Source organism: Arthrobacter sp. P4_H3 (assembly GCF_056400885.1).
Window position 1 is genome coordinate 296,776 of the sequence record NZ_JBFUKK010000001.1, and the last position, 26,374, is coordinate 323,149.

At 64.6% G+C, this 26,374-nt stretch carries 23 protein-coding genes; 7 read left to right on the plus strand and 16 right to left on the minus strand.

Going from position 1 to position 26,374, the window contains the following annotated elements:
- Positions 1-2: 2 nt before the first annotated feature.
- Entirely contained in the window at positions 3-773 is a 771-nt protein-coding gene (gene recO / locus AC1DRE_RS01415) for a DNA repair protein RecO (RefSeq protein ID WP_476983011.1), read from the minus strand.
- A 78-nt stretch (positions 774-851) separates the two neighbouring features.
- Positions 852-2,591, minus strand: coding sequence for a 2-isopropylmalate synthase (leuA, locus tag AC1DRE_RS01420; protein WP_476983012.1), 1,740 nt, complete (start codon positions 2,589-2,591; stop codon positions 852-854).
- A 254-nt stretch (positions 2,592-2,845) separates the two neighbouring features.
- Here leuA and AC1DRE_RS01425 point away from each other — a divergent pair, with 254 nt between their 5' ends.
- Positions 2,846-4,798 carry a M13 family metallopeptidase gene (locus AC1DRE_RS01425; protein WP_476983013.1) on the plus strand — a complete coding sequence of 651 codons (1,953 nt, stop codon included), beginning with the start codon at positions 2,846-2,848 and terminating at the stop codon, positions 4,796-4,798.
- Between the two features lie 76 nt (positions 4,799-4,874).
- On the opposite strand, the gene AC1DRE_RS01430 is transcribed toward AC1DRE_RS01425, so the two are convergent.
- The 5 genes from AC1DRE_RS01430 to AC1DRE_RS01450 all read right to left on the minus strand — a co-directional run bounded on the left by AC1DRE_RS01430 (position 4,875) and on the right by AC1DRE_RS01450 (position 10,418).
- Positions 4,875-6,434, minus strand: coding sequence for an LCP family protein (locus AC1DRE_RS01430; RefSeq protein ID WP_476983014.1), 1,560 nt, complete (start codon positions 6,432-6,434; stop codon positions 4,875-4,877).
- Between the two features lie 142 nt (positions 6,435-6,576).
- Complete coding sequence (era, locus tag AC1DRE_RS01435; protein WP_214951388.1) at positions 6,577-7,536, minus strand: GTPase Era; 960 nt, start codon at positions 7,534-7,536, stop codon at positions 6,577-6,579.
- Positions 7,520-8,863: a hemolysin family protein gene (locus tag AC1DRE_RS01440; protein ID WP_476983015.1), complete on the minus strand. Its 1,344-nt coding sequence runs from the start codon at positions 8,861-8,863 to the stop codon at positions 7,520-7,522. The genes era and AC1DRE_RS01440 overlap by 17 nt, the downstream gene beginning before the upstream one ends.
- The gene (ybeY, locus tag AC1DRE_RS01445; protein WP_214951393.1) at positions 8,860-9,333 is read right to left on the minus strand and encodes an rRNA maturation RNase YbeY; all 474 of its coding nucleotides are present in this window, start codon (positions 9,331-9,333) and stop codon (positions 8,860-8,862) included. Before ybeY ends, AC1DRE_RS01440 begins: the two co-directional genes overlap by 4 nt.
- The gene (locus AC1DRE_RS01450) at positions 9,330-10,418 is read right to left on the minus strand and encodes a PhoH family protein (protein WP_476983016.1); all 1,089 of its coding nucleotides are present in this window, start codon (positions 10,416-10,418) and stop codon (positions 9,330-9,332) included. The genes ybeY and AC1DRE_RS01450 overlap by 4 nt, the downstream gene beginning before the upstream one ends.
- A gap of 361 nt (positions 10,419-10,779) precedes the next feature.
- On the opposite strand from AC1DRE_RS01450, the gene AC1DRE_RS01455 reads away from it, so the two are divergent.
- Positions 10,780-11,742 carry a GerMN domain-containing protein gene (locus tag AC1DRE_RS01455; RefSeq protein ID WP_476983017.1) on the plus strand — a complete coding sequence of 321 codons (963 nt, stop codon included), beginning with the start codon at positions 10,780-10,782 and terminating at the stop codon, positions 11,740-11,742.
- Positions 11,743-11,786: 44 nt separating this feature from the next.
- Here the strand turns inward: AC1DRE_RS01455 and AC1DRE_RS01460 are convergent, their stop codons facing one another.
- The 3 genes from AC1DRE_RS01460 to hrcA form a co-directional block, all read right to left on the minus strand.
- Entirely contained in the window at positions 11,787-12,569 is a 783-nt protein-coding gene (locus AC1DRE_RS01460) for a 16S rRNA (uracil(1498)-N(3))-methyltransferase (protein WP_476983018.1), read from the minus strand.
- A gap of 2 nt (positions 12,570-12,571) precedes the next feature.
- The gene (dnaJ, locus tag AC1DRE_RS01465) at positions 12,572-13,699 is read right to left on the minus strand and encodes a molecular chaperone DnaJ (protein ID WP_476983019.1); all 1,128 of its coding nucleotides are present in this window, start codon (positions 13,697-13,699) and stop codon (positions 12,572-12,574) included.
- 94 nt (positions 13,700-13,793) lie between these two features.
- The gene (hrcA, locus tag AC1DRE_RS01470) at positions 13,794-14,807 is read right to left on the minus strand and encodes a heat-inducible transcriptional repressor HrcA (protein WP_476983020.1); all 1,014 of its coding nucleotides are present in this window, start codon (positions 14,805-14,807) and stop codon (positions 13,794-13,796) included.
- A 233-nt stretch (positions 14,808-15,040) separates the two neighbouring features.
- Between hrcA and AC1DRE_RS01475 the strand changes: the two genes are divergently transcribed.
- Both AC1DRE_RS01475 and AC1DRE_RS01480 read left to right on the plus strand, forming a co-directional pair.
- Positions 15,041-15,892 (plus strand): DUF3097 domain-containing protein, encoded by an 852-nt coding sequence (locus AC1DRE_RS01475; protein WP_476983021.1) that lies wholly within the window; start codon positions 15,041-15,043, stop codon positions 15,890-15,892.
- Positions 15,893-16,015: 123 nt separating this feature from the next.
- Positions 16,016-16,435, plus strand: a complete 420-nt coding sequence (locus tag AC1DRE_RS01480) for a DUF4870 domain-containing protein (protein WP_476983022.1) — start codon at positions 16,016-16,018, stop codon at positions 16,433-16,435.
- A 48-nt stretch (positions 16,436-16,483) separates the two neighbouring features.
- On the opposite strand, the gene hemW is transcribed toward AC1DRE_RS01480, so the two are convergent.
- Positions 16,484-17,713, minus strand: a complete 1,230-nt coding sequence (gene hemW / locus AC1DRE_RS01485) for a radical SAM family heme chaperone HemW (RefSeq protein WP_476983023.1) — start codon at positions 17,711-17,713, stop codon at positions 16,484-16,486.
- A 36-nt stretch (positions 17,714-17,749) separates the two neighbouring features.
- Complete coding sequence (lepA, locus tag AC1DRE_RS01490) at positions 17,750-19,603, minus strand: translation elongation factor 4 (RefSeq protein WP_214951407.1); 1,854 nt, start codon at positions 19,601-19,603, stop codon at positions 17,750-17,752.
- A gap of 178 nt (positions 19,604-19,781) precedes the next feature.
- On the opposite strand from lepA, the gene AC1DRE_RS01495 reads away from it, so the two are divergent.
- Together AC1DRE_RS01495 and rpsT are read left to right on the plus strand one after the other, a co-directional pair.
- A complete protein-coding gene (locus tag AC1DRE_RS01495; protein WP_476983024.1) occupies positions 19,782-20,336 on the plus strand; it encodes a type II toxin-antitoxin system PemK/MazF family toxin in 555 nt (184 codons plus the stop codon).
- 201 nt (positions 20,337-20,537) lie between these two features.
- The gene (rpsT, locus tag AC1DRE_RS01500; protein ID WP_090581023.1) at positions 20,538-20,798 is read left to right on the plus strand and encodes a 30S ribosomal protein S20; all 261 of its coding nucleotides are present in this window, start codon (positions 20,538-20,540) and stop codon (positions 20,796-20,798) included.
- Positions 20,799-20,984: 186 nt separating this feature from the next.
- Here rpsT and holA read toward each other — a convergent pair whose 3' ends face one another.
- From holA to AC1DRE_RS01520, 4 genes are all read right to left on the minus strand, one after another.
- Positions 20,985-22,001 (minus strand): DNA polymerase III subunit delta, encoded by a 1,017-nt coding sequence (holA, locus tag AC1DRE_RS01505; RefSeq protein WP_476983025.1) that lies wholly within the window; start codon positions 21,999-22,001, stop codon positions 20,985-20,987.
- Entirely contained in the window at positions 21,935-22,828 is an 894-nt protein-coding gene (locus AC1DRE_RS01510) for a ComEC/Rec2 family competence protein (RefSeq protein ID WP_476983026.1), read from the minus strand. Before AC1DRE_RS01510 ends, holA begins: the two co-directional genes overlap by 67 nt.
- A gap of 344 nt (positions 22,829-23,172) precedes the next feature.
- On the minus strand, positions 23,173-24,504 hold the full coding sequence (locus AC1DRE_RS01515; protein WP_476983027.1) for an ATP-binding protein: 1,332 nt from the start codon (positions 24,502-24,504) through the stop codon (positions 23,173-23,175).
- A 79-nt stretch (positions 24,505-24,583) separates the two neighbouring features.
- Positions 24,584-24,721, minus strand: coding sequence for a hypothetical protein (locus AC1DRE_RS01520; RefSeq protein WP_476983028.1), 138 nt, complete (start codon positions 24,719-24,721; stop codon positions 24,584-24,586).
- A gap of 245 nt (positions 24,722-24,966) precedes the next feature.
- On the opposite strand from AC1DRE_RS01520, the gene AC1DRE_RS01525 reads away from it, so the two are divergent.
- On the plus strand, positions 24,967-25,380 hold the full coding sequence (locus AC1DRE_RS01525) for a hypothetical protein (protein WP_476983029.1): 414 nt from the start codon (positions 24,967-24,969) through the stop codon (positions 25,378-25,380).
- Positions 25,381-26,374: the final 994 nt, after the last annotated feature.

A 26,374-nucleotide genomic window follows, 5' to 3' on the forward strand; every position in this document is an offset into this window, starting at 1 on the left:
TGTCAGCTACGCTCCACATGTTTGAGGGATTTCAGCACACGTTCAAGATGCCATTGCAGGTAGCTGGCCACCAAACCGGCAGCTTCCCGCCGGTGGACCGCCACGGAGGCGTCCGCCGTCGTCCAGTCCCCTGTCAGCAGTGCCCCGAGAAGGAAAACTGTTTCGGCTGCGGGTGCGGGCGATCCCGGCGGACGGCAGTTGGCGCACACCATGCCGCCCAGTGGCGCCGAAAACGCCGTGTGCGGTCCCGACGCGCCGCAGCGGGCGCACGACGTGAAGCTTGGCGCCCATCCCCCGGTGGCCAGGGCACGGAGCAGATATGAATCGAGGATGAGCTCCGGGGTGTGCTCGCCCCTGCTCAGCGAGGCCAGAGCCCCGACCAGGAGGTTGTACTGCGCGGTGCCGGACTCGCCGTCCACGTCCGTCAGCTTCTCCGCTGTCTCGGTCATGGCGGCCGCAACCGTGTAGCGGCCGTAGTCCGCCGCGATGCTGCCCCCGTAGGCGCCCTTGGCTACGGCCTGGGTGACGATGTCCAGTGTCCGGCCCGAAATCAGCTGAAGGTCCGCCACCATAAAGGGTTCCAGCCGGGCGCCGAAGCGGCTGCTGGTGCGGCGCACGCCCTTGGCCACGGCGCGGACCTGTCCGTGGTGCTTGGTGAGGAGTGTGATGATCCGGTCGGCTTCGCCCAGCTTATGGGTGCGCAGCACGACGGCATCATCCCGGTACGCGCGCGCAGAAAATGAGGATTGTTGGGCCACAGTTAATCTTCGCACTGACCTTCCGGATAACGCGGCTGCTGCGCCCCCGGATTGATCCGGGAGCGCAGCAGGTCGGCGGAACGGGTGATGGGTTTACGCCTGGGCGTCCCGGACCGCGCGGTTGACGGCCGAAATGACGGCCTTCAGCGAGGACGTGGTGGTGTTGGAGTCAATGCCGACGCCCCACAGGACCCGCTCGCCGACTGCGCACTCAACGTACGCCGCGGCACGGGCATTGCCGCCTTCCGAGAGCGCGTGCTCGCTGTAGTCCAGGACCCGGACATCCACCCCGTCCTGGCCCAGGATTGCCAGCAGCGCCGCGATCGGGCCATTGCCGGAGCCGGTTCGGCGGACTTGGACGCCGTCCACGGTGACCGTCGCGTGCAAGGTCATGGCGCCGTCGTCGTCCGTTTCCGTGCTGAACGAGCCCAGCGAATAGCGGCCCCACTGGCTGTCTTCCTTGCTGGCGGGCAGGTACTCATCCTGGAAGAGCTGCCAGAGCTGGGCACCGCTGACCTCGCCGCCCACGGTATCCGTCTGCTTCTGGATCACGCCGGAGAACTCGATCTGCGCGCGGCGCGGCAGGTCCAGGCTGTGCTCGTTCTTCAACAGGTACGCCACGCCGCCCTTGCCGGACTGCGAGTTGACCCGGATGACGGCTTCGTAGCTGCGGCCCAGGTCCTTGGGGTCCACCGGCAGGTACGGAACCTGCCAGGTGTAGTCGGCCACATCCTTGCCGGCGGCCGCGGCATCTTTCTCGAGGGCTTCGAAGCCCTTCTTGATGGCATCCTGGTGCGAACCCGAGAACGCCGTGAAGACGAGGTCGCCGCCGTACGGCGAACGCTCCGCCACCGGCAGCTGGTTGCAGTACTCCACGGTGCGGCGGACGTCGTCGATATCGGAGAAGTCGATCATGGGATCGACGCCCTGGACGAACATGTTCAGGCCCAGGGTGACCAGGTCCACGTTGCCGGTCCGCTCGCCGTTGCCGAACAGGCAGCCTTCAATCCGGTCTGCGCCGGCGAGGTAGCCCAGCTCGGCGGCAGCAACACCGGTACCGCGGTCGTTGTGCGGGTGCAGAGAGAGGATGATGCCTTCGCGCGGGTGCAGGTGGCGGCTCATCCACTCGATGGAGTCGGCGTAGACATTGGGGGTGGCCATTTCGACCGTGGCCGGCAGGTTGATGATGACCTGGCTGTCGGCGGACGCTTCGAAGACGTCAGCCACAGCGTTGCAGACGCGGACCGCGTATTCGAGTTCCGTTCCGGTGAAGGATTCCGGTGAGTACTCGTACGTGACGTGCGTGTCCGCCAGGGTTTCCTCGTACTTCTTGCACAGGCGGGCGCCCTGGAGCGCGATGTCCAGGATGCCGTCCTCGTCCTGGTTGAAGACGACGCGGCGCTGCAGGACCGATGTCGAGTTGTACAGGTGGACGATGGCCTGCTTGGCGCCGACCAGGGACTCGTAGGTCCGCTCGATCAGGTGCTCGCGGGCCTGCGTCAGCACCTGGATGGTGACGTCGTCCGGAATGTGGTTGCCCTCAATCAGCTGGCGGACGAAGTCGAAGTCAGTCTGCGAGGCGGACGGGAAACCGACCTCGATCTCCTTGTAGCCCATGCGGACCAGCAGGCCGAACATCTTCATCTTGCGGGCCGGGCTCATGGGGTCGATCAGGGCCTGGTTGCCGTCCCTGAGGTCAACGGCACACCAGCGCGGGGCCTTGGTGATGACTTTGTCCGGCCAGGTCCGGTCCGGCAGTTCAACGTTGATCTGGTCCTGGAACGGGACGTAGCGGTGGACCGGCATTCCTGAGGGCTTCTGTGCGTTTCGCATTACAATCGGGGCCTTTTCTGTGGTTCCTGTTTGAAAGGTGGCCGGGCAACACTAACTCCGCGACGAGGATGGGCCTTGCGCTAGATCGCGTCTGAGGCCTCGCCGCGGCAGCTAAGAAGAAGCAGTTCTGCGCGCACCATTTCACAGTAACACGGGTGCGTAAGATGAAGGAGCAACACCTCCCGCAACGTCCACTATGCAGACGCTGCCACCGGTGCCAGCGCCGGAGGCAGCCCTCACCTGAAGGAGCACTTGTGCCAAACTCGGGGATCGACCTGTCCAATATCGACCACAGCGTGCGGCCGCAGGATGACCTGTACCAGCACATCAACGGCGCGTGGCTGAAGAGCACGACCATCCCGGACGACCGCCCCCTGGAAGGCACATTCACGGCCTTGCGGGACGGCTCCGAGCTGGCGGTCAGGGAAATCATCGAAGAAGCCGCAGGACGCGGCGATGACGCCAGCGGCATCGAGCGGAAGGTCGGCGACCTTTACAACAGCTTCATGGACGAAGCCACCGTGGAAGCGAAGGGCATGGATCCCATCCGGGAACGGCTTGCGGCAGTCTTCGCCACCGCCTCCGCCCGGGATGTCATCGAACTCGCCGGAAGGCTGTTCCGCTCTGACGTGTCCGGGCTTTTCTACATCTACCCGGCCCCCGATGCCGGCAACCCGGACAGGATCCTGCTGTACACCGGGCAGGGCGGCCTCGGCCTGCCGGACGAGTCGTACTACCGCGAAGAGAAGTTCGCCCCCATGGTCAAGGCCTACGGCGAACATGTGCGGACCATGCTCAGCCTCGCGGGGACTGCCGATCCCGACGGCGCCGCGGAGCGCGTGGTCGGGCTGGAAACGGCCCTGGCCGCCCACCACTGGGACAACGTCACACTGCGGGATCCGCAGAAAACGTACAACCTGAAGTCCGCGGCAGAGGCCGTGGAGCTTTTCCCCCTGATGGACGCCTGGTTCGAGGCCGCCGGAATCACTCCGGAGAAACGCGAAGAGGTAGTGGTCAGCACCCCTGATTTCTTCGCCGGAGCGGCCGGCCTGCTCGAATCCGAACCGCTGGCAGCGTGGCAGGACTGGCTGGCCATGCGGGTTGTCAGCTCCGCGGCGCCTTACCTCTCCTCCGCATTCGTGGACGCGAACTTCGCCTTTTACGGCACCACCATCAGCGGAACGCCGCGCAACAAGGACCGCTGGAAGCGGGGAGTCGCCGTCGTCGAAGCTTCCCTGGGCGAGGCCGTCGGCCAGATCTACGTCTCCCGGCACTTTCCCGAAACCCACAAGGCGCACATGCAGACGCTGGTGGCCAACCTCATCGAGGCGTACCGGCAGAGCATTACCGGGCTCGCCTGGATGGGCGAGGACACCAAGCTGGAGGCACTGAAGAAACTCGACGCATTCCGCGCCAAAATCGGCTACCCCGATGAGTGGATCGACTACTCCGCAGTGGAGATCGACCCCTCGGACCTCCTGGGGAACGTCGAGCGGGCCCACAACGCCGACGTCGACCGTCACCTCGACGAGGTCGGCAAGCCGGTTGACCGGAACAAGTGGCTGATGACGCCGCAGACGGTCAACGCGTATTACCACCCGCTGCTCAACGAGATCGTGTTCCCGGCGGCAATCCTCCAGGCGCCGTTCTTCACGGCGGACGCCGACGACGCCGTCAATTACGGCGGCATCGGCGCGGTCATCGGGCACGAGATCGGCCACGGCTTCGATGACCAGGGCTCGCAGTTCGACGGCGGGGGTACCCTCCGAAACTGGTGGACCGAGGACGACCGGAAAGCCTTCGAGGCGCTGACATCCAAGCTGGTAGCCCAGTTCAACGCATTGTCGCCCACCGCGGCGCCGGGCCACCATGTCAACGGCAAGCTCACGCTCGGCGAAAACATTGGGGATCTCGGCGGGCTCACCATCGCGTACAAGGCGTATCTGATCAGCCTCGACGGCGCGGAACCCCCGGTGCTGGACGGCCTGACCGGCCAGCAGCGGTTCTTCGCATCCTGGGCTGCCGGCTGGCGGCAGGTGATCCGGAACGAAGAAGCCATCCGCAGGCTGGCCACGGACCCGCACTCCCCCAACGAGTTCCGCACCAATGCCATCGCCAGCAACCTGGATGCCTTCCATGAGGCATTCGACGTTGCGGAGCAGGACGGGATGTGGCTGCCGGCGGAAGAGCGCGTCAGCATCTGGTAGAGGCCGGCTGCGAAAAAGGCCTGCGGGGCGGCCACGAAAAGTGGCCGGCCCCGCAGGCCTTCAGTTTTTACCGGCGCTAGCGGGTGATCAGCTCGGGGTTGGCCTGCTGGCACACAGCGTCCCCGGCCGTCTGGTTCACGATATCGGTCGGGAGGGCCACGCCCATCTTGGTGCCGGACATGAAGTCCGTACCCAGGTAGACCTGCACACCGCTGACGCCGGCCGCGGGAAGGACCTGCGTGGCCGGAATATCCATCAACGCCGCGACGTCCGCCGCCACGTCCTCAAAGCCCGGTCCGTAGTAGACGGCCGTCTTTTCGATAGGCTGCGCCACAAGTTCAGCCACCTGGGTGAAGCCGCCGGCAATGATCGCCTGGGTGATTTCCTGGGCCCGTGCCGGAACGCCCGTTCCGTTTGCAACGGTCACCGGCTGCAGCGCCTTGTCGTAGGGGGGCGCCGCGGTCTCCGTCGGTGTCGCGGGGGCTGACTCGCTCGGTTCGGCCGTGGGCGTCGGGGTTGCCGTCGGGTCGGTCAGGTCAATGTCCTTGCGCAGCGCGGCGAAGAGCTGGGATGCGGCCGGCTCGGCGACGGCCAGCCTGTTGGGGTCGGCGGGCGCCGGGGTGGTCGGCACGGCCGCAAACGCGACCTTGCTGATGTCGATGTTCTTGAGCCGGTTGCCGATGGTCAGCAGCGACGGAACGGATGCCAATCCATCGTCAACGGTGAGGTTCTGCGTCACGACGTCGGCGATCTTCAGCATCTTCTGGGGATCGGACAACGTGCCGTCATCCTTGATCTTCCGGGTCAGCGACGACAGGAAGCCCTGCTGCGCCTTGATGCGGCCCAGGTCGCCGCCGTCCGCGAAGGCATGCCTGGTCCGCAGGAACGCCAGCGCCTGCTCCCCCTGCACCTGCGAATTCCCGGCGGGGAGGCGGAGCCTGGAGTCGGGGTCGTAAACCGCGTCGCTGATGCAAACTTCCACGCCGCCCACCGCGTTGGAGAGCTCCTTGACCGCGTTGAAATCCGCCATCATGAAGTGGTCGATTTCCAGTCCCGTAATTTTGTTCACCGTATCCACGGCGCAGCCGATGCCGGCCTGCTTCATGGCTTCGTTGATCATCACACCGCTCTGGGCGGGGAACACCTGTTTGGTCTTCTGGTCGGTGCACTCCGGAATGTCCACCAGCAGGTCCCGCGGGAAGCTGATCACATTGACCCGCTTGTTGTCCGCTGAGATGTCCATCATCATCATGACGTCCGACTGGCCATAGCCCGTGGAATCCTCAGAGGTGCCGTACTCCGAGTTCTTGCCGTCGCGGGTGTCCGAGCCCAGGATCAGGATCTGCATCCGGTCGGTGGAATCGTTGACCGGCTCCTCGGTCCGGTTGCTTCCGGCCCCCAGCGGCGCCTTGGTGATGTTCATCTGAAAACGGACCACCCAGAAGGCGGCAAACGCCAGGCCGCCCACCAGGGCGAGGGCAAGGACGGCCGTTGCCACCTTGAGCCAGACAGGCTTGCCGCGCATGGCGCCCAAGTGCCGGGCGGGGCCCATGGCCTTGTTATCCGAGTGCCGGGCGGCGGCGTCGGACACTGGCGAACCAGCGCCTTGTCCGGGTGTGTCTCGGCGTCGCACCACGTGGTGTTACCTTCCTCTAAAAAATGGGGTTCGGTCCATTTTAGTGGCCGAGACTGGGAGAATGCCCGATGCCCCGGACCGGCAGCCTGCAAAGCAGCCCGCCGGCGGCGGACCGGCGGGCTGTCGGGAATTGCCGGCGGTGCTAGAAACCGAGCTTTACCAGCTGCTTCGGATCCCGCTGCCAGTCCTTGGCTACCTTGACGTGCAGGTCGAGGTAGATCCTCGTTCCCAGCAGCGCTTCGATCCCTTTGCGGGCGGTGGTGCCGACTTCCCGCAGCCGGGCGCCGCCCTTACCGATGATGATGGCTTTCTGAGAGGGGCGCTCCACGTAGAGGTTGACCCTGACGTCAAGGAACGGGCTGTCCTCGGGCCGGCCCTCCCGGGGCACGATCTCCTCCACCACAACGGCCAGGGAGTGCGGAAGCTCGTCCCGGACACCCTCCAGGGCAGCCTCGCGGATGAGCTCGGCCACCATGACGGCTTCGGGCTCATCCGTCAGGTGCCCGTCCGGGTACAGGGGCTGCGACGGCGGCATGTGGCTGATGAGGACGTCCGCCACGGTGCCCACCTGGAATCCGTCCGTTGCGGATACCGGAACGATGTCCTTCCATCCGTCCTCGCCGAGGACTTCGCGGCCAAGGGCGGCTACCGCAAGCAGTTGCTCGGTCAGTGCCTGCCGGTCCACCAGGTCGGCCTTGGTGACGATGGCGATGATGGGCTTGTTGCCGACGGCGGCCAACTGGGCAGCAATAAAGCGGTCACCGGGGCCGATCTTTTCGTTGGCAGGCAGGCAGAAGCCGATGGCGTCCACTTCGGACAGTGTGTCGGCAACAAGATCGTTGAGGCGTTTGCCGAGCAGCGTCCTGGGCCGGTGCAGGCCCGGGGTGTCGACCAGGATCAGCTGGGCGTCATCCCGGTGGACGATCCCCCTGATGGTGTGGCGCGTGGTCTGCGGCTTCGCCGACGTGATGGCCACTTTCTTGCCCACGAGGGCGTTCGTCAGTGTGGACTTTCCGGCGTTGGGCCTGCCCACGAGGATCGAAAATCCGGCACGGAAGCCGCCAAAGGCCTCGCCGCCGTCCGCTTTATTCTGCTTGCTCACGTGGAACTCCCTGTTGCGTTGTTTCGGCCTCGTCGAGTAGGTCTTCAAGGTCAGTTTCTTCTGGAACGGCGCCCTTTGCAACGGGCGCTGCGATGATATGGCTGACCCTGTTGCGGCGGCCCTCCAGGCGCTCCGCGCGCAGCGAGACGCCGTGAACCTCAACGGTGCTCCCTACGATGGGAACCCTGCCGAGGGCTTTGGCCAGCAGGCCGCCAACGGTGTCCACTTCGTCGTCGTCGAGTTCCATATCAAAAAGCTCACCGAGGTCATCGATGCTCATCCGTGCACTGACGCGGTAGCTGCCGTCACCAAGGGCAACGGCCTCGGCGCTCTCCGTGTCGTATTCATCCACGATCTCGCCGACGATTTCCTCGATGAGGTCCTCGAGCGTGACCAGACCTGCCGTTCCGCCGTATTCGTCGATCACGATGGCCACGTGCGTGGATTCCTTCTGCAGTTCGCGGAGCAGGTCACTGACCTGCTTGGACTCCGGCACGTACCGGACTTCGCGGGCAAGTTCGTCCACAAGGGGCGGTTCCTCACCCGGGCCGAGGCTGTGCAGGGCCGCAGCAACATCCTTGAGGTACACGATGCCCAGGATCTGGTCCGTGTTGTCGCCGATGACGGGGATCCGGGAGTATCCCGACCGCAGGAAAAGGGACATGGCGCGGTGCAGGCTCGAACCGGCGTCAATGCTGAGGATGTCCGTCCGGGGCACCATCACGGCCCGGACCAGGGTGTCGCCGAAGTCGAACACCGACTGGATCAGCTCCGCCTCGTTGTCTTCGATCATGTCCGATTCCGTGGCGCGGTCCACCAGTTCGCGGAACTCCTCTTCACTAAAGGAGGCCTCATCACCGCCGCCGGCGCCCGGAGCCACCACACTACCCAGGGCGACAAGCCACCCCGGAATGGGGCCCAGCACCCAGCACAGGAAGCGGATGACCGGTGCGGTGAACCCGGCGACGCCGGCTGCATGGGCGCGGCCCAGCTGCCGCGGCGAAACCCCTACGATCACGAAGCCCACGACGGCCATGATGCCGGTGGCGGCAAGCCCGGCGAGCCACACACTGTCCAAGAGGCTGTGCAGCAGCACGGCGACTGCCACCGCCGACGCCATTTCGAACCAGATCCGCCAGAACCTCAGGGAGCGCATGTGGGCCACGGGCTGGTCCAGAATACGTTTCAGGGCTTGGCCGTTGCCTCGGAGCATGGCTTCTTCGGCGTCGTGCCGGGGCAAAAAGTTAAAAGCGGACTCAGCCGCGGTCAGCAGGGCTGCGAAACTGAGGAAAACCAGCGCCATGCCAACAAGGATCAGTGGGGTCACTGAATCGTCTCAGACGGGGCTTCTTTACCGGTAAAGCCCTCAAGCAGTTCCCGCTGGAGGCCGAACATCTCTTCTTTTTCCTCAGGATCGGCGTGGTCATAGCCCAGCAGATGCAGAATTCCGTGCGTGGTGAGCAGCAGCATCTCGTCCTGGGTGGAATGTCCGGCGTTCTTAGCCTGGACCTCAGCCACCTGCGGGCAGACGGCAATGTCGCCAAGCATGCCCTGGGGAGTCGGCTTGTCCGGTGTACCCGGGGTCAGTTCGTCCATAGGAACCGACAGAACGTCCGTGGCTCCGGGTTCGTCCATCAGTTCAATGTGAAGCTTTTCCATGGCGGGCTCGTCCACCAGCAGGATGGACAGCTCGGCCTGGGGATGGATGTACAGGCGTTCGAAAACGAACCGGGCCAAGGCAACCAGCTGGGCTTCATCAACCTGGACGCCGGATTCGTTGTTTACTTCGATGCTCATGCGTGCTCTCCCCGCTTCTCCCGGGTCACGGAATGCTTCACCCGGTTCCTCTGTGCCTCGTCCCAAATGCCGTAGGCATTGACAATGTCGCCGACAAGGCGGTGGCGGACCACGTCCGAGGCATCCAGGACGCTGAAGTTCACGTCGTCGATGCCCTGCAGGATTTCCTCCACGATCCGGAGCCCCGAACGGGTGCCGAAGGGCAGGTCCACCTGCGTGACGTCCCCGGTGACCACCATTTTGGAGCCGAAGCCGAGCCTCGTCAGGAACATCTTCATCTGTTCCGGCGTCGTGTTCTGGGCTTCATCGAGGATGATGAAGGCATCGTTGAGGGTGCGCCCGCGCATGTACGCCAGCGGGGCCACTTCGATGGTTCCCGCCGCCATCAGCCGGGGAATGGACTCGGGATCCATCATGTCGTGGAGGGCGTCGTAAAGCGGCCGCAGGTAGGGGTCGATCTTGTCGCTGAGGGTCCCCGGCAGGAAGCCCAGCCGTTCGCCGGCCTCGACGGCGGGCCGGGTGAGGATAATACGGCTGACTTCCTTCTGTTGCAAGGCCTGGACAGCCTTTGCCATGGCAAGGAAGGTCTTGCCGGTGCCGGCGGGGCCGATTCCAAAGATCACTGTGTTGGCGTCGATCGCGTCCACGTAGTTCTTCTGGTTCAGCGTCTTCGGCCTGATGGTCTTGCCGCGGCTGGACAGGATGTTGTAGGTCAGCACCTCAACCGGGTTTTGGAGCGACTGGCTCCGGAGCAGGACCGCGAGCTGTTGGAGGACTGCCGGCGTGATGACCGTTCCCCGGTCAACGAGCCCCCGCACTTCGTGGAGGAGGCGCATGATCCGGGGAACGTCCGCAGCCGGGCCGCTGATGGCCAGTTCGTTGCCGCGGACATGGAAATCGACTGCCGGGAACTGTTCCTCAATGAAACGGAGGGCCTCGTCGTGGCTGCCCAGGGACTGAACCATCTGTTCGGAGTTGTCAAAGATGACCACCTCCGTCCGGACACCGGGAAGACTATGGGGAAATTCACCTGTGGTGCGCTCACCGGAGCTGAACCGGGGCCTTCCGTTTGTTGCTTCAGTCATGGTGCCGGCCTGCGGGCCTCTGGTCCCCTCCAGTTAGGAAATTTGTCGCTCTGCCTGATCAGTTCGCCTTCGCTGCGTCAGCGTCGGGCTCCGTGCCGGGCCGAGTCCTTCCATCTTACGCCAGTACGCCGCGCGGGAACCTCGGACCATTGCCGTCCAGTGTCCGGGCCGCAACCGTTTCGTTGCAGGTTCCCGTAATTAGGTATCAACTTCGTATCGGCCTCATATCGTTCCCGTTGCAGTTCGGCCGACCGTCCGTAAACGCCGCTGGGGGCCGAAGACTCCATGTAATGCTGGAATCCATTGCAGAGTGCGACACAGGCACGTTCACACGGACAGGGCGGAGGAACCCGGAAGCACCATGGAGATCTGGAATCCACGACGCCGGAACACAGCGGGAGGCAGTCGGGCACGTTCCGCAGCGCTCCTTTTTGTGCTGCCCGCCGCCCTGGTGCTCTCCGGCTGTGTGGCCACTCCTCAACCGCCCGAAACAACGGCGGCCAGCACGCCCCAGGCCATGACCGGGTCCGCCACCGCCGGCGTTCCCAGCACGAGTGCCCCGCTGGAGACCACGCAGGCTTCGAACAAGGCTCCTGTGTACTGGATCGGCCGCAGCAACGAAAACGTCTTCCTCTACCGTGAATTCCGGGACGTCCCCGAGCAGGAAAACCCTGTCACGCGGGCGCTGCGTTCGATGATGTCCCAGAAGCCGCTGGATCCGGATTTCTTCACCCCGTGGCAGAACCCGAAGAAGCTTGCCACCTCCATCTCCGGCAAAAACGTGATCACGGTGGATGTCTCGCCGGATGCCTTCAACAGCAATCTCGACGAAGACATGGCAAAGCGGGCCATCCAGCAACTGGTGTACACAGCGACGGCTGCCGGTGCGAGCTCGGGGCTGGTGGACTCCGGCCAGCAAATCCAGGTGGTGATCCTCGTCGACGGGCACACTGATTACCTCGCGTTCAACCACGTCCGGCTGGGTACGCCTACTCCACGCGGCGCGGGCATGGTGGCGCCGGTCTGGATCATTGATCCACAGGAAGGTGTGCGCGTTGCTGACGGCAGCGTCAAAATCAGCGGACGCAGCACGCTCCCCGGGGCCAAGCTCCGGTGGAAGATCCTGAAGGTCGAAGGCAGCACCGACAAGGCGGCCTATCTGAGCGGTGACGTCACGGCGTCGGCCGAGGCGACGCAGTCCGGGCTCTTCTCCCTGAACGTCAACCTCGCTCCGGGAAACTACGAAGTCCGCGTTTCCCAGATCGATCCCGGGACGCCCGACCGCGAAATGAACGTGGACACGCGCGGCTTCACGGTTGAGTAGCAGCTGAGCCTTTCACCGCAACACCCCTGAATCAGCGGACGCTGCTACCAGCGTCCCAGGATATCGCTGGCGAGAACCGTGGCGGCCGGTCCCGCCGTGGAAGACCTGAGTACGTGGTGGCCCAGAAGCGCCGTCACCGCACCGGCACTGCACAGCTTGGTGACCTCCCGCGGACTGATTCCGCCTTCCGGCCCGACAATGAGCAGGATTTCACGCGGCCCCGGACCACCGGTCCCGCCGTCGCTGTCACCGTCGCGCCAGGACTCCAGAACGGCGCGCAACGGCCGGACTGCATCCTCATGGAGGATGATGGCCAGGTCCGCCGCAGCGACGGCGGCCTGCAAACCTGCACCGTCGACGGCGGCACGAACCTCGGGAATCCAGGCCCGGCGCGCCTGTTTGGCCGCTGCGGTCACCACGGACTGCCACTTGGCATGCGCTTTGGCGGCCCGCTCACCTTTCCACCGGACGATGGAGCGTTCCGATTGCCACGGGATGACCGCATCGATTCCCAGTTCGGTGGCAGTCTCCGCGGCAAGTTCGTCGCGGTCGCCCTTGGCCAGCGCCTGAACCAGGACAAGGCGCAGGTCCGGGCGCTCTTCGGTTTCGAGCGCCGCGCACTCCACGGTCAGCTCGCCCTGGCCCACGGCGGCGACGGTCCCGGTCAGCCTCTTGCCGGCTCCGTCGGCTATGTCAACGGATTCCCCTACGGAAATCCGCTTGACGGTGACGGCATGCCGGGCTTCGGCTCCCTGCAGGACGTACTGCGACCCGGGAACCTGCTGGTCCAGTGCTCCTGGGGTTGCGAAAAAGACCGGGTTGCTCACCGCTACAGGTTACCGAACCGGTCCCGCAGCTTGGCGAACACACCGCCGCTGGCGGTGAGTTTCCCCTCGGTGTACTGCTCGCCCCGGAGTTTGGCCAGCTGCCGGAGGAGGTCTTCCTGTGCGGCATCAAGCTTGGCCGGGGTCTCGACCTGCAGATGGACCTTCAGGTCGCCGCGGCCGTAGCCCCGGAGATGGGTGACGCCGAGCCCGCGCAGGGTGATGACCTCACCGGACTGGGTGCCCGCCTTGACGTCGATTTCCTGCTGCCCGTCGAACGTGTCCAGGCTGAGTTCGGTGCCCAGGGCTGCGGCGGTCATCGGGATGTGCAGGGTGGCGTGAAGGTCGTCGCCGTCACGCACGTAGGTGGCGTCGTTGTTGACCCGGATCTCCACGTACAGGTCGCCGGAGGGGCCGCCGGCAGGCCCGGCTTCGCCCTGGCCGCCCAGCTGGATGCGGGTTCCGGTGGCTACGCCGGCAGGGACCTTGACCGTCAAGGAACGGCGGCTCCGGATGCGGCCCTGGCCGTTGCACTCGTTGCAGGGATCCTTGATGACGGTTCCGAAGCCTTCGCAGGAACCGCAGGGGGCGGCTGTCATGACCTGGCCCAGGATGGAGCGGACGGCCCGCTGTACCTGGCCGCTGCCGCCGCAGATGTCGCAGCGCTCGGGGTGGCTTCCGGGCTGGCAGCAGGAACCCTCGCAGGTGGGGCACGTTACGGCTGTGTCCACCTCAAGCTTCTTGTTGACGCCGAAGACGGCGTCGCGAAGGTCGATGCGGACGCTGATGAGGGCGTCCTGGCCGCGGCGGACGCGCGAAGCGGGCCCGGCTGAGCCGCCCGCTCCGAAGAACGTGTCGAAGATGTCCTGGAAGGCGAAGCCCTGGCCCGAGTAGCCGGCACCGCCGAAGCCGTTGTCCGTGCCGTTCTCGTTGCCGGTGGTGTCGTAGACACGGCGTTTCTGCGGGTCGGACAGCACTTCATAGGCGTGCGTGACAGCCTTGAAGCGGTCCGAGGCATCCTCGCCGGGGTTAACGTCCGGGTGCAGGGTTCGCGCAAGCTTTCGGTAGGCTTTCTTGATCTCTTCGCCCGTCGCTTCGGGTGAGACTCCAAGAACGTCGTAGTGGCTGCTCAAAGTTCGTATCTCTTCCTGGTTGTACTGCCTGTGATGCTGCTGCCGCACCCCGCAAGCCGGGACACGGAGGCCTGGTTGGCTGATGAAGGACCGGTCAAGGTCCGAGGATCCTGGAAAGGTAGCGTGCCACGGCCCGGACCGCGGCCATGGTGGTGGGATAGTCCATCCGGGTGGGGCCAAGGACGCCAACCTTGGCACTGGAGCCGGGGCCGTAGCCAGTAGCCACCACCGAGGCTTCGGCGAGTCCGTCGTACGGATTCTCGCGGCCGATGCTGACGGTGACGCCACGGGGGTCCTCCGCCATTTCGCTGAGCAGGCGGAGCATGACCACCTGTTCTTCGAGTGCCTCGAGGACCGGGCCGATGCTCAGCGGGAAGTCAACATTGGATCGTGCGAGGTTGGCGGTTCCGGCCATGACCATCCGCTCCTCGCGGGTGCTGCTGGCCAGGGCGTCCAGGCCTCGCGCCAGCGCCTGGGCGGCATGCCGGCGTGACGGTTCACACGCGGCGACGACGGCGGGCAGCGCCTGCGGGAGAAGGCTCAGCGGTGTGCCGGAAAGGCTCTTCAGGAACCGTGTGCGAAGACCCCCGAGCTCGTCATCGCCGAGGTCCTGCCCGACGTCAATGACGCGCTGTTCGACTTTTCCGGTGTCCGCAATCAGCACGATCAGGACCTGCCGCGGTGCCAGCAGCACGAACTCGATGTGCCGCACCATGGCACGGCTAAGGTGTGGATACTGCACCACCGCCACCTGGTTGGTCAGCTGCGACAGCAGCCGCACGGTGCGTTCCAGGACATCGTCCAGGTCGTCCGACCCTTCCAGCAGCGTCTGGATGGCCCGGCGTTCGGCCTGCGACAGCGGCTTGACCGCGGAGATCTGGTCAACGAAGAGCCGGTAGCCCTTGTCCGTGGGGATGCGGCCGGCACTGGTATGCGGCGCCGTGATCAGGCCCTCGTCCTCCAGCGCTGCCATGTCGTTGCGGATGGTGGCACTGGAGACACCCAGATGGTGCCTTTCCACCAGCGCCTTGGAGCCAACAGGTTCGCGGGAATGGACGTAGTCCTCCACGATGGCGCGCAGTACTTCAAGCTTGCGTGGTTCGCTCATTCTCCACCTCCGATCGGCTTTCGCGTGCCATGGGCCCGGCATTGCGCCAGGCGCATATCCCGTCACCAGTTAGCACTCGTCATGTCTAAGTGCTAACCAGTCTAATATGAGTCGCCGCGTTGTTAGCATTGGTACCGCTCCGGGCGAAACTCCGGCGCGGAACCGGACGTGCGGATAAATGAACCCACGGCCGCCCTGGTTCCCTCCTCCTAGTGCAAGGCAGTGTGTATCGGATGTCGTACCAGAACTGGGGCCCGCAGGACATCACGGCTCCCCGGAAATCCGAGCTTCCCGAAGTTCCGGTTGAACGCGGCATGGTGCTTGAAGACGTGCAGTCCGGCTGGGTGGGCGCTGTCACCAGGGTGGAGAAGTCGGGCGGCATGCATGTTGTGGCACTGGAGGACCGGCGCGGCAAGTCGCGCACCTTCCGCCTCGGCTACGGGTTCCTCCTGGAGGGCCTGCCTATCCGGCTGATGCCGCCTGCTCCCCGCGCGCAGGCAGCCCCCGCCGGATCCAACCGGACGGCCTCCGGGTCGGTGCGGGTGGCCGGCCAGCGCGCGCAGGTGGCCAAGGCAAGCCGCATCTGGGTGGAAGGCAAGCACGATGCCGAACTCGTGGAAAAGGTCTGGGGTGACGACCTCCGTGTGGAGGGCATCGTCGTCGAGCCTTTGCACGGCATCGACGACCTCACGGCGGCGGTTGCCGCGTTCCAGCCGGGCCCCGGCCGGCGGCTGGGGGTGCTGGTTGACCACCTCGTGGCCAACTCAAAGGAGTCGCGGATCGCCGACGCCGTCATGGCGTCCCCCGGCGCCGCGGGCAACGTGCTGATCGTCGGCCACCCCTACGTGGATGTGTGGCAGGCGATCCGCCCCGCAGTGCTCGGCATTGACGCGTGGCCGGTTATACCGCGCGGCGTCGACTGGAAGACCGGAATCCTGACGGCCTTCGGCTGGCCCCACGAGACAAAGGAAGACATCGGCCTGGGCTGGCAGAAGCTGCTGGGGGCCGTCCGCAGCTACGCAGACCTCGAACCGTCCCTGCTGGGCCGGGTGGAAGAGGTCATCGACTTCCTCACCGTGCCGTAAGGGGCCGGTGGACTCTCCGAATGCACCACTGACCCCGTATTCTTGATACGGCGGTTGTTGCTGTTGTGGCAGCGTCCGCTTTTCCGGGAACCACCGCACCACTGCAATCCGAAGGACGACACCGTGGCAGAAGACGCACGTGAACAAAGGGACAACCAGGCCGGCCATGGCCAGCCCCAGTATCATGGTGTCCCCGCCAACGCACTGCCGCTGACGGCCAACGAAGACCGGCAGTGGGCGACGCTCGCCCACTTCGGCGGCATCCTTGGATGTGTCCCGTCGCTGCTGATCTACTTGATCTTCAAGGAGCGCGGGCCGTTCACGGCGCAGGAGTCCAAGGAAGCACTGAATTTCACCCTGCCTCCCACCGTCGCGGCGGTCATCTGCAACATCCTCGTGATGCTTCCGGTCGTGGGAAACATCTTCGCGGTGCTGGCCACACTGATCTGGATCGCCGTGACCTGCTTCTCGGTCGCGGCCGGCATCCACGTGAACCGGGGCCAGCCGCACCGGTACGAATTCAACCTGCGCTGGATCAAGTAACCGGCTGAGGCCGGGCCGTCCGGGCACTGCCCGGACGGCGAAGCCGAATCAGTCCGGAAGGATCCTTCTGACCACGGCGTCGGCGAGGAGCCTGCCTTTGAGCGTGAGGACGAGCCGGCCCCTGAACGCCAGGGCGGGGTCCACCAGGCCATCGGCGATCAGCCCCGCGACCGCGTGCCGTCCCGACGTTCCCAGCCCGGCAACCTCGAGTCCGCTGCTCAGCCTGGCTTCGAGCATGACCCGCTCAACGTTCCGGGTTTCGGCGTCGAGCGTTTCGCGGCCCGCTGCCGGCGACGCGCCGCTGGCGAGCCTGCCCGCGTAGGCGGTGGGGTGTTTGACGTTCCACCAGCGGACGCCGCCGACGTGCGAATGCGCGCCGGGGCCGATCCCCCACCAGTCGTCCCCGCGCCAGTACGCCAGGTTATGCCGGCATGCCTGTTCCGGCGTGCGGGACCAGTTACTTACCTCATACCAGCCGAGGCCGGCGGCGCTGATGAGGTCGTCCGCGAGTTCGTACTTGTCGGCATGGTCGTCGTCGTCGATTCCGGGAACTTCGCCGCGGCGGATCTGGGCGGCCAGCTTGGTGCCGTCTTCCACAATCAGCGCGTAGGCACTGATGTGGTCCGGCCCGTACGACAGGGCGGTTTCGAGTGAGTACCGCCAGTCCTCCAGGGACTCGCCCGGGGTACCGTAGATGAGGTCCAGGCTGACCGCGAGGCCGGCATCCCGTGCCCACTGCACCACCTGCGGCACGCGGCTGGGCGTGTGGGTGCGGTCGAGCACCTTCAGCACATGCGGGACGGCGGACTGCATCCCGAAGGACACACGCGTGAAGCCTGCGTCAGCCAGCAGCTGGAGGGACTCCGGGGTGACGGAATCCGGGTTTGCTTCGGTGGTGACTTCGGCGCCGGGCTCCAGCCCCCATACAGCAACGGCCGCGGTGAGGATGCGGGCCAGGTCCTCCGCGGGCAGCAGCGTGGGCGTGCCGCCGCCGAAGAAGACCGTGCCCAGCCGTCGGTCAGGCAGCCCGCTGGCCTGCAATGCCTTGGCGGCAAACTCCACCTCGGCGATAGCCGTGGAGGCATAGGCGTCCTGGGACGCACCGCCGCCGAGTTCCGTGGCCGTGTAGGTATTGAAGTCGCAGTACCCGCAGCGGACGGCACAGAAGGGGATGTGGACGTACAGCCCGAATGCCCGCCCGGCAGCGCCGTCGGCGGCCTGCGCGGGAAGCAGGCCGTCCGACGGCGCGGGGTCACCGAGGGGTAGGACGCTAGGCATTGCTGCGGCCTCCGGAGGTTCCGGCCACTGTCATCACTACTTCTTGGCCTTGTCCTTGGACTCGTCGGTGGTCAGCGCGGCGATGAAGGCTTCCTGGGGAACCTCAACGCGGCCCACCATCTTCATGCGCTTCTTGCCTTCCTTCTGCTTTTCCAGAAGTTTGCGCTTACGCGAAATATCGCCGCCGTAGCATTTAGCCAGGACGTCCTTGCGGATGGCGCGGATGCTTTCGCGGGCGATGATCCGGGATCCGATGGCAGCCTGGATGGGAACCTCGAACTGCTGGCGAGGGATGAGCTCGCGCAGCTTGCCGGTCATCATCACACCGTAGGCGTAGGCCTTGTCCCGGTGGGTGATGGCGCTGAAGGCGTCCACCTGTTCGCCCTGGAGCATGATGTCAACCTTCACGAGGTCGGCAACCTGGTCGCCGTCCGCTTTCCAGTCAAGCGAGCCGTAGCCGCGGGTCTTGGACTTGAGGATGTCGAAGAAGTCGAAGACGATTTCGGCCAGCGGCAGGCGGTACCGGATTTCCACCCGGTCCTCGGACAGGTAGTCCATGCCGCCCATAATGCCACGGCGGCTCTGGCACAGTTCCATGATGGCGCCGACAAAGTCATTCGGCGCCAGGATGGTGGCGGACACCATCGGCTCCCGGACTTCGGCGACCTTGCCGGTGGGGTATTCGCTGGGGTTGGTGACGTGGACGACCTTCTTGTCCTCCAGCGTCACCTCGTACTCCACGTTCGGTGCTGTGGAGATCAGGTCAAGGTTGTACTCGCGTTCCAGCCGTTCACGGGTGATTTCCAGGTGCAGCAGCCCCAGGAAGCCCACCCGGAAGCCGAAGCCCAGGGCGGCCGAGGTTTCCGGCTCGTAGATCAGGGCGGCGTCGTTGAGCATCAGCTTCTCCAACGCATCGCGGAGCACCGGATAGTCGGTGCCGTCCAGCGGATAGAGGCCGGAGAAGACCATCGGCTTGGCATCCGCATAGCCTGGCAGCGACTGCGCGGCAGGCTTGGCCAGGTTGGTGACGGTGTCGCCCACCTTGGACTGGCGGACGTCCTTCACACCGGTGATCAGGTAACCCACTTCGCCGACGCCCAGGCCCTTGGAAGGCGTGGGTTCCGGGGAGCTCACGCCGATTTCGAGGAGTTCGTGCGTGGCGCGCGTGGACATCATCTGGATCCGCTCACGCGGGTGCAGCATGCCGTCAACAACGCGGACGTAGGTGACCACGCCGCGGTAGGTGTCGTACACGGAGTCGAAGATCATGGCACGGGCGGGGGCATTGGGATCGCCCACCGGGGCCGGCAGGTCGCGCACGATCTTGTCCAAGAGGACCTCGACGCCGGCGCCGGTCTTGCCGGAGACCCGCAGCACCTCGTCCGGGTCGCCGCCGATCAGGCTGGCGAGCTCGGCCGCGTACTTCTCGGGCTGGGCGGCGGGAAGGTCGATCTTGTTCAGGACCGGGATGATGGTGAGGTTGTTCTCCATCGCCAAGTACAGGTTGGCGAGGGTCTGGGCCTCGATGCCCTGGGCGGCGTCAACAAGCAGAACCGCGCCTTCGCAGGCAGCCAGCGAACGGGAGACCTCGTAGGTGAAGTCGACGTGGCCGGGGGTGTCGATCATGTTCAGGGCGTAGCTGGTGCCGTCAACTTCCCAGGGCATGCGGACAGCCTGGGACTTGATGGTGATGCCGCGCTCACGTTCGATATCCATACGGTCCAGATACTGGGCCTTCATGTCGCGGGACTTAACGACGCCGGTGTACTGCAGCATGCGGTCGGCCAGAGTGGACTTACCGTGGTCAATGTGCGCAATGATGCAGAAGTTCCGGATGATGGCCGGCTCTGTTGCGGCGGGCACCGGGGCGGTGCGGGCCATGGGAGACACGCAGGGTCCTTACTGTTGGCATTTCGCGGCTGTGATCAGGAAGGCCGAAGCCATCGCAGGACCTGCCGCACGTGAACTTATAGTGTCCCACGTCCGGCCGCCAGTCGGTGCATTGTTTGCGTGCCCGGCCTGCGGCACCGCTCAGCGTCCGTCCCGGCAGTCGCAGTATCGTTGCAGCATGGCACTGAACCTACGCTCCCTCGGCAAGGCCGTACGCGCCGCCATTCGCTTCCTGGAAGGGCGCCCGGCCAAAGACCGCCCGGGCGGCCAGCCGCAGCTCCGCGCGCCGCGGGCCACCGCCCCGCCGCGCGGAGCTGCCGGCGGAATAAGCGGCAAGTACCCCGGCGACTTCAAAGGAGTCGCGGGCGTGAAGTACGCACCCTCCCCCAACGGCAAGCCGGAACCGGGCGAGGTGGTCTGGACCTGGGTCCCCTATGAGGAGGACCACTCCCAGGGCAAGGACCGGCCGGTACTGCTGATCGGGAGCCGCGGGCGGTACCTGCTGGGACTCATGCTCACCAGCAAGGACCACGACCAGGACCACCGAAACGACGACAACTACGTGGACATCGGCACCGGCAGCTGGGACCGGCAGCGCCGGCCCAGCGAAGCGAAACTTGATCGCATCCTCCAGATCAGCCCGGCTGACATCCGCAGGGAGGGCGCCGTCCTTGACCGGAAGCGGTTTGACAGTGTTTCATCGGCACTCCGTCAGCTGCACGGCTGGAGCTGACGGAAACCCCTCCGGAAGACCACGGGGAACAACCGGACGACCAGCAGCAGTCCCATGTGTCTGCTATTATTGACAGCTGTGTGTCCGTGCAGGTCGACGGCCACTGATGGTTGGCCGCCATAGGTATCCCCACGCCGCTCAGTCAATGGCCAATCTGAAAGCCCTCTAGACCATTTTCCGCTTTAAAAAGAGAGTTCACACGTGGCTAATATCAAGTCCCAGAAGAAGCGCATCCTCACCAACGAGAAGGCTCGCCTGCGTAACAACGCAGTCAAGTCCGAGCTGAAGACGGCCATCCGCGCCGTCAACACCGCCGTTGAGTCCACCGACAAGGATGCTGCTGCTGCTGCGCTGGTTGCTGCAGGCCGTAAGCTGGATAAGGCTGTCAGCAAGGGCGTTCTTCACAAGAACAACGCTGCAAACCGCAAGTCGGCGATCTCCAAGAAGGTCAACGCACTCTAAGGTTTTCCAGTTCAACTGAACTGATGATCGTGGCCGGCACCCCTCGGGGTGCCGGCCACATCCATTTAACAGCTGCCTACGCCACTCGGCGCCGGTTCCGCGGTAGGGCTGCGGCGAACGGGCTGCGGCGAACGGGCTGCGGCGAACGGGCTGCGGCGAGGGGCTGCGGCGAGGCCGCCCTTCGGCCTAGCCTCGGCGGACCGACGTTGCGATGACGGTGACGGCGTGCTCCACGGCGTACACGGGATCGCGGGAGAGGCCCTTGACCTGGGCGTCCGCCTCCGCTGTCACCTGGATGGAGCGGACCAGGCCCTCGGGCGTCCAGCGCCGGACGTCACGCTGCGCCTGTTCCACCAACCACGGCTGCATGCCGAGCTGCCGCGCGATCTGGGCCGAAGAGCCTTGCGCCCCGGCCACTTTGGCGACAGTCCGAAGTTTGGCGGCCAGTGCGGCCACCAGCGGCACGGGGTCCGCTCCCGTGGCGAGGGCGTGGCGAAGGGTGGAAAGTGCGAGTGGGCCGTTGCCGGCCAACGCGGCATCAGCGACTTTGAACGCCGTTGCCTCGATCCGGCCGCCGTAATACCGGTCCACCATGTCCGTATCCACGGCCGTGGCTGCGTCCGCGATGAGCTGGCTGCAGGCGGCGGCGAGTTCCGAAAGACTGGCGCCCACCGCATTGACCAGGGCGTGGACGGCCTCCGGCTCGATCCGCCGCGAGGCGGCCTTGAACTCCGCTGCAACGAACGCCGACTTGTCTGCGTCCTTTTTGAGGGGCTGGCAATCGACCACGGGCCAACCAGCGGATTTGATGGCATCAAGCAGCTTCTTGCCCCGGACGCCGCCGCCGTGACGGACCACCAGGACAGCGTCCGGTTCGGGGTTGGCCAGGTATTTGAGGGCGTCTGCCAGGAAAGCGTCATTCATGGCTTCTGCGGATTCGACTTCGATGAGCTTCGATTCCCCGAACAGGGACGGGCTGACATTCATGGCGAGCGACCCGGATTCGTAGCTGCCGGCGTTGAGCCTGGTGATTTCCACATCCGGTTCGGCTGCGCGGACCTGTGACCGGACGCGGTCCATGGCACGGATGCCGAGGTATTCTTCGGGCCCGCCGATGAGCACGACACGGGCCGGGGTCACATCGCGCCAGGTGGCCGTCGCTGACGGCGCCGGCTTGGATCGGGCTTTTTGCGCAGCGGCCACTCTTGGTTCCTCCCGGAAATTGGATTATTACCTCTAAGACTCCCACGGCGGCGGCGCTCATCCAAGCCAGTAAACCGTGGCCAGAGCTCCAGCAGATCCACGGTCCTTCGATGCGCCGCCAGGACCAGTGCCCGCACGGCCCGCGGGTGCAGAATAAGCCACATTGCAAGCAGGGTGCAGGCCGACAGCACCACCATCGTCGCCGCGCCGAACGGTCCTTCCGGCCACGGCAGGGCCGCGCCGGGCAGGGCAGAGAAGAACCTGGCAACGCCCGCCACAGCGGAGGCGCAGGCCCCCGCCACCGCCATGGGAACGACAGCTGCCCACGGGGCCAGCGGCACCAACGGGACGGCTGCAGTGCCCAGGATGGTTACCGGCGCCACGAGCGGCGCCGCCACCATGTTGGCCAGCAGGGCGAAGGACGAAAACTGGGGCTGCAGCAGGACAATCACCGGCCCGCAGAACAGCTGGGCCGAAAGGGGAACTGCGAGTCCGGCGGCCAGCCAGCGCGGAACGAGGGGCGGAAGCCACTCCATCATCCGCCGGCCGGCCACCACGATGCCCAGCGTTGCCAGCACGGACAGGAGGAAACTGAAGCTGGTCCCGAGTGCGGGATCCGCCATGAGCAGTCCGATCACCGCAAGGGAGAGGAAGCTGAGTCCGCGCCCGGTACGGCCTCCGGACAGGGATAACAGCCCGATCGCTCCCATGAGCGCGGCCCGGAGGACGCTGGCGTCGGGGCCGACCATCATCACGAACAGTGCCAGCCCCGCGAGTGAGGCCGCTGCAGCGGGCGCCCGGGGCAGGCGAACAGTTCGGGCCGCCAATAGCAGTGCCCCCAGGATAAGGCTGCAATTTGCCCCAGTGAATGTTGAAACAGGAGGTGGGTCAGTTCAGGCCCGTGTCTCCCCTGTTCAGACAAGGTTCTCGGCATTCAATCGGCCCCTGGCACGGGATCAAGTCGACCGTGCCGAGCTTGACCGGAGGACGATAATGACCTTCCGAGAGATCATCTGAGAGGAGGTGACTGACGAACGTTGAAGAACGAGGTGGGTCGGCATGGACCCAGGGCGCACCGTGCCCGCTCAACCAACCAGCGGCCGTCAGACTAACGACCGATCGTGCATCGTCTTACCTGCTGTGAAGAACGGGGCCAGGCGACTCAATCAAGCTAGCCCTTCTGAGGAACCGTCTTAGATAGGACGTTTTTCACTGAGACTCTCTCCGTACGAACCATGGAAAGAATCCCCTTGTCCGTTCCACGGCGATTGTTAGCGGTGATTGACCAGGTCGCTAGAACGGTGCCCGGCAATTCACTTGCTCGGCTCAGGAGACTGATCGGCCAAGTTGTGACGGATTCCTCTGCAGCGATGTCTCCTAGATCAAACACGACTTTCACCGAGCCCGACGTCCTTTCCACAGTGGGACGCAGTGGACTGTGCACCCATCCTGGTTTGAAGCCAGGATGGGTGAGCGATGAATAGAGGCCGGAAGGTTTGTCCCGCCCAACAGGGAGGGGCTGCTTTGGCCAGTCAGGATCGGGGTCGTCTGTCACTACTTTCACATCAGCGGATATCTGAAGGGTCAGGCGAACTGAAAGCATCGCCTCATCGGTTGCGTTGGTAATTCGCAGATCGCTCTGACCCTCCCGAGTGGAATGCCAGACGTGGCACAGCCAGACAGGTATGGCGGCCCGGCATTGCTCGATGTATTTGTTTAGGTCCCTCTTATAGTCACTAAGGGTCTGCTTGCCCGGCGTCAATGACATGAGCATGTTTTGACCAAAATCAAACGGCCCCGAGGGAGCCGGTGGTTCTGGTTCCTGCTGGGAAAACAGATAGTTCCGGTGTTCTTCAAGCCACTCTTCCGCGTCTGATCCATCGAGCCAGAAGAGCATGGAGCTCCTGTTCCACTCGATGTCTACTTGCGGCCTCAGCTTTTGGAGGCCCCCAATCAGGCGACGCTCCAATCGTCTAATGTCTTCTGCGGTCGCCACTTCCGTACTCGTCCCTGAGCGGACAAAAATCGTGCCATTTCGCCACAGGCCTTCTTTGGACCCGCTGAAGTAAGTGAACTCCTTCTCGAGTGCATAGATATGTGCCGCCCGGGGCACCGGAAGCATCGTTATAACCGCAATATCGATTTCATTGAAACGGCCGTAGTCCAGAACGATCTGAGGTCCACGCGTTCCCAGATACGATTGAATCTGCATGCTTACTGTTGCGCCGTCGGCCTTTTTAACCCCTTCAGCGCGATGAGTGTCGATCCCGAGAACAAGATAAGCGCCTCCGAAATATTTTCCGGCTACAGCCGGATCCCTGTTGGCGAAGCCAAGGATGAGTCTGGCAATGGCCCCGATCTTCTTCTTATCCGACAGGTCCCACTCGCTCTTCAGCTCAATAGCATCAGTTTCATCGCCCAAGATGCCTTCAGAGATAACCCTGAACAGCTTTGGGTGATCCTGCACAGAGAGCGGCAAAGTTCGGTCCAGCGAATGGCTCACGGCCGGATTCCTCTCGAAGGGCTACTTCCGTTTTGCTGGATACAAGGATCGAGACCGGCCTGGGTCGCATAAAGCTGTTTCATTCGTCGCTCCCCAAGGCTGTATCGTGCAGCTCGCCGGCGGTGATGCGTTCCGCGGTCTTCCTGTACGCCTCAGCGATGAAGTCCTCGACGTCGTTGGCCCCTATCCGCCAGGCGCCCCTAGCCCCGAATTCCACGGAGCTCGCCCGACTTTAGCATCCCTCTCACGAGGGGCTCCCCAACGTTCAGTTCCAGGCCGACCTGTTCAATAGTCAGGAAGCGGTGGTTTGAAGTCGTGTCGGCCATGGACCAATCGTAGGTGGAGGACAGTGTTCGCCCCTACCTGATGCTCCGGACACGACCTTCAGCCGCACGTACTGAATGGACAGCTGGTCGCTTCTTCAGATGGAAGCTCGCTTGAAGACCGTGGCAGGATTATCCGATGGCGACTAAGCGCTGGAACGCGGCTCCGGAGCCGGAATGGGTTCTGATGTACCGGCGGGGGCTGAGCCGCGGGAAAATTGCCGAACTGACCGGCGCACCGCTACGGACCGTCGGCTACCACTTGACTGTGGCCAGGAAACTTCAACCCGGGCTGCAGGCCGAGCATGAAGAAGCAGCGCGCAAGAAACGCCGGCAGGTAACCGGCCAGGGCATGGAACGGAAGGCCCAGCTGATCGCCACGGTCCAGGCGAGCGGCAGGTATCCCTCAACGAAATCCGTCAACCGGGATGAGCGGGCGCTGGCCGCCTGGTTGAACCGACGACGCAAGAGAAGCCAGGGAAGGGACTCTACCGTCGGCGTTCCGGGAAGGACTCGGTGTCCTGCCCGGCTGGCAGGGCCTCCCCCGCGTTAGCGGCGACCAGGCCAGATGGTAGGAACGCCTTACTGCACTGGTGGAGTACCGGGGATCCGGACTCGACTGGCCCCGGCACAAGTCCGCTGTCGAAGGTCCAGAGCATGACCTCGGTGTATGGCTTCACACCCAGCGATACAAGGCCCGCCGAGCCGAGTTGGATCCCGCCAAAGCGGCTGCCCTGGATACCCGGCTCCCGGGCTGGCGGTCAGGACGGACCCGGGGCAGAAAGCCAATGGGTATTCTCGTGGTTGATTCCGCCATTCCGGGACCAGGTGTCCATCCAGCCGACTAAGCACTGACGCACGAACACCGGCCCCTCCACCCCCTCGAAAGATACTCGGGCACTGAACTCTTGGACGGGTTCCCCGGCGGATCCACGGCCCCTAAGCCTCCGTACATTACAGTCGCCTCATGAATGCTGAGTTCTGGGTTGCGGTCGCCGCTGTCGTCATATCGGTAGTTGCTTTGATCCGCGGCGAGATTCACCAGCGCCTTGGAGCGCCTCAAGATGCCCGGCGACGCGCTCTGGACAACGTGGGGGAAGCCTAGGGTGCCGTCGTGGCCGTCATCGAGCATGCTGACATCAGGATGCCGCCGAGCTCTGAAATTAGCGCTGTTATGTAGAACTTCGAGCGTGAATGCTTACGTTGGGAACCCATGCTCCCTACCGGTGCATGGCGCACCTCAGAGTAAGTGTGCGGCAAGCGATGGCCCATTGTTTCGGTCCTCCCTCATCTGGAGCCATCGACCCAACAGCTGCGGAAAAGCATGCGCATCCTTTCGACAGATACTGGTGGGACATCGGCACCACCTATCTGTAACATGCAAGGAATTGTCTGGGTGCCTGGTTGGTAGACGACCGCCGCAACTGCCAGATTACCCATCAGGGACATTGCCGCCCTCACCGGCCTAGACCTCGACCAGCTCGTGGCCGTCGACAGGATGCCGACCGCAGCCGCCCTGCCCACCGCCAGGGTGACCTCTACATGGC

Excerpts from the sequence above, each read along its gene's own strand:
- leuA (WP_476983012.1), bottom strand. The coding sequence starts at position 2,591 with ATGCGAAACGCACAGAAGCCCTCAGGAATGCCGGTCCACCGCTACGTC.
- ybeY (WP_214951393.1), bottom strand. The coding sequence starts at position 9,333 with ATGAGCATCGAAGTAAACAACGAATCCGGCGTCCAGGTTGATGAAGCC.
- AC1DRE_RS01450 (WP_476983016.1), bottom strand. The coding sequence starts at position 10,418 with ATGACTGAAGCAACAAACGGAAGGCCCCGGTTCAGCTCCGGTGAGCGC.
- AC1DRE_RS01455 (WP_476983017.1), top strand. The coding sequence starts at position 10,780 with ATGGAGATCTGGAATCCACGACGCCGGAACACAGCGGGAGGCAGTCGG.
- hrcA (WP_476983020.1), bottom strand. The coding sequence starts at position 14,807 with ATGAGCGAACCACGCAAGCTTGAAGTACTGCGCGCCATCGTGGAGGAC.
- AC1DRE_RS01475 (WP_476983021.1), top strand. The coding sequence starts at position 15,041 with ATGTCGTACCAGAACTGGGGCCCGCAGGACATCACGGCTCCCCGGAAA.
- hemW (WP_476983023.1), bottom strand. The coding sequence starts at position 17,713 with ATGCCTAGCGTCCTACCCCTCGGTGACCCCGCGCCGTCGGACGGCCTG.
- AC1DRE_RS01495 (WP_476983024.1), top strand. The coding sequence starts at position 19,782 with ATGGCACTGAACCTACGCTCCCTCGGCAAGGCCGTACGCGCCGCCATT.
- AC1DRE_RS01525 (WP_476983029.1), top strand. The coding sequence starts at position 24,967 with ATGGCGACTAAGCGCTGGAACGCGGCTCCGGAGCCGGAATGGGTTCTG.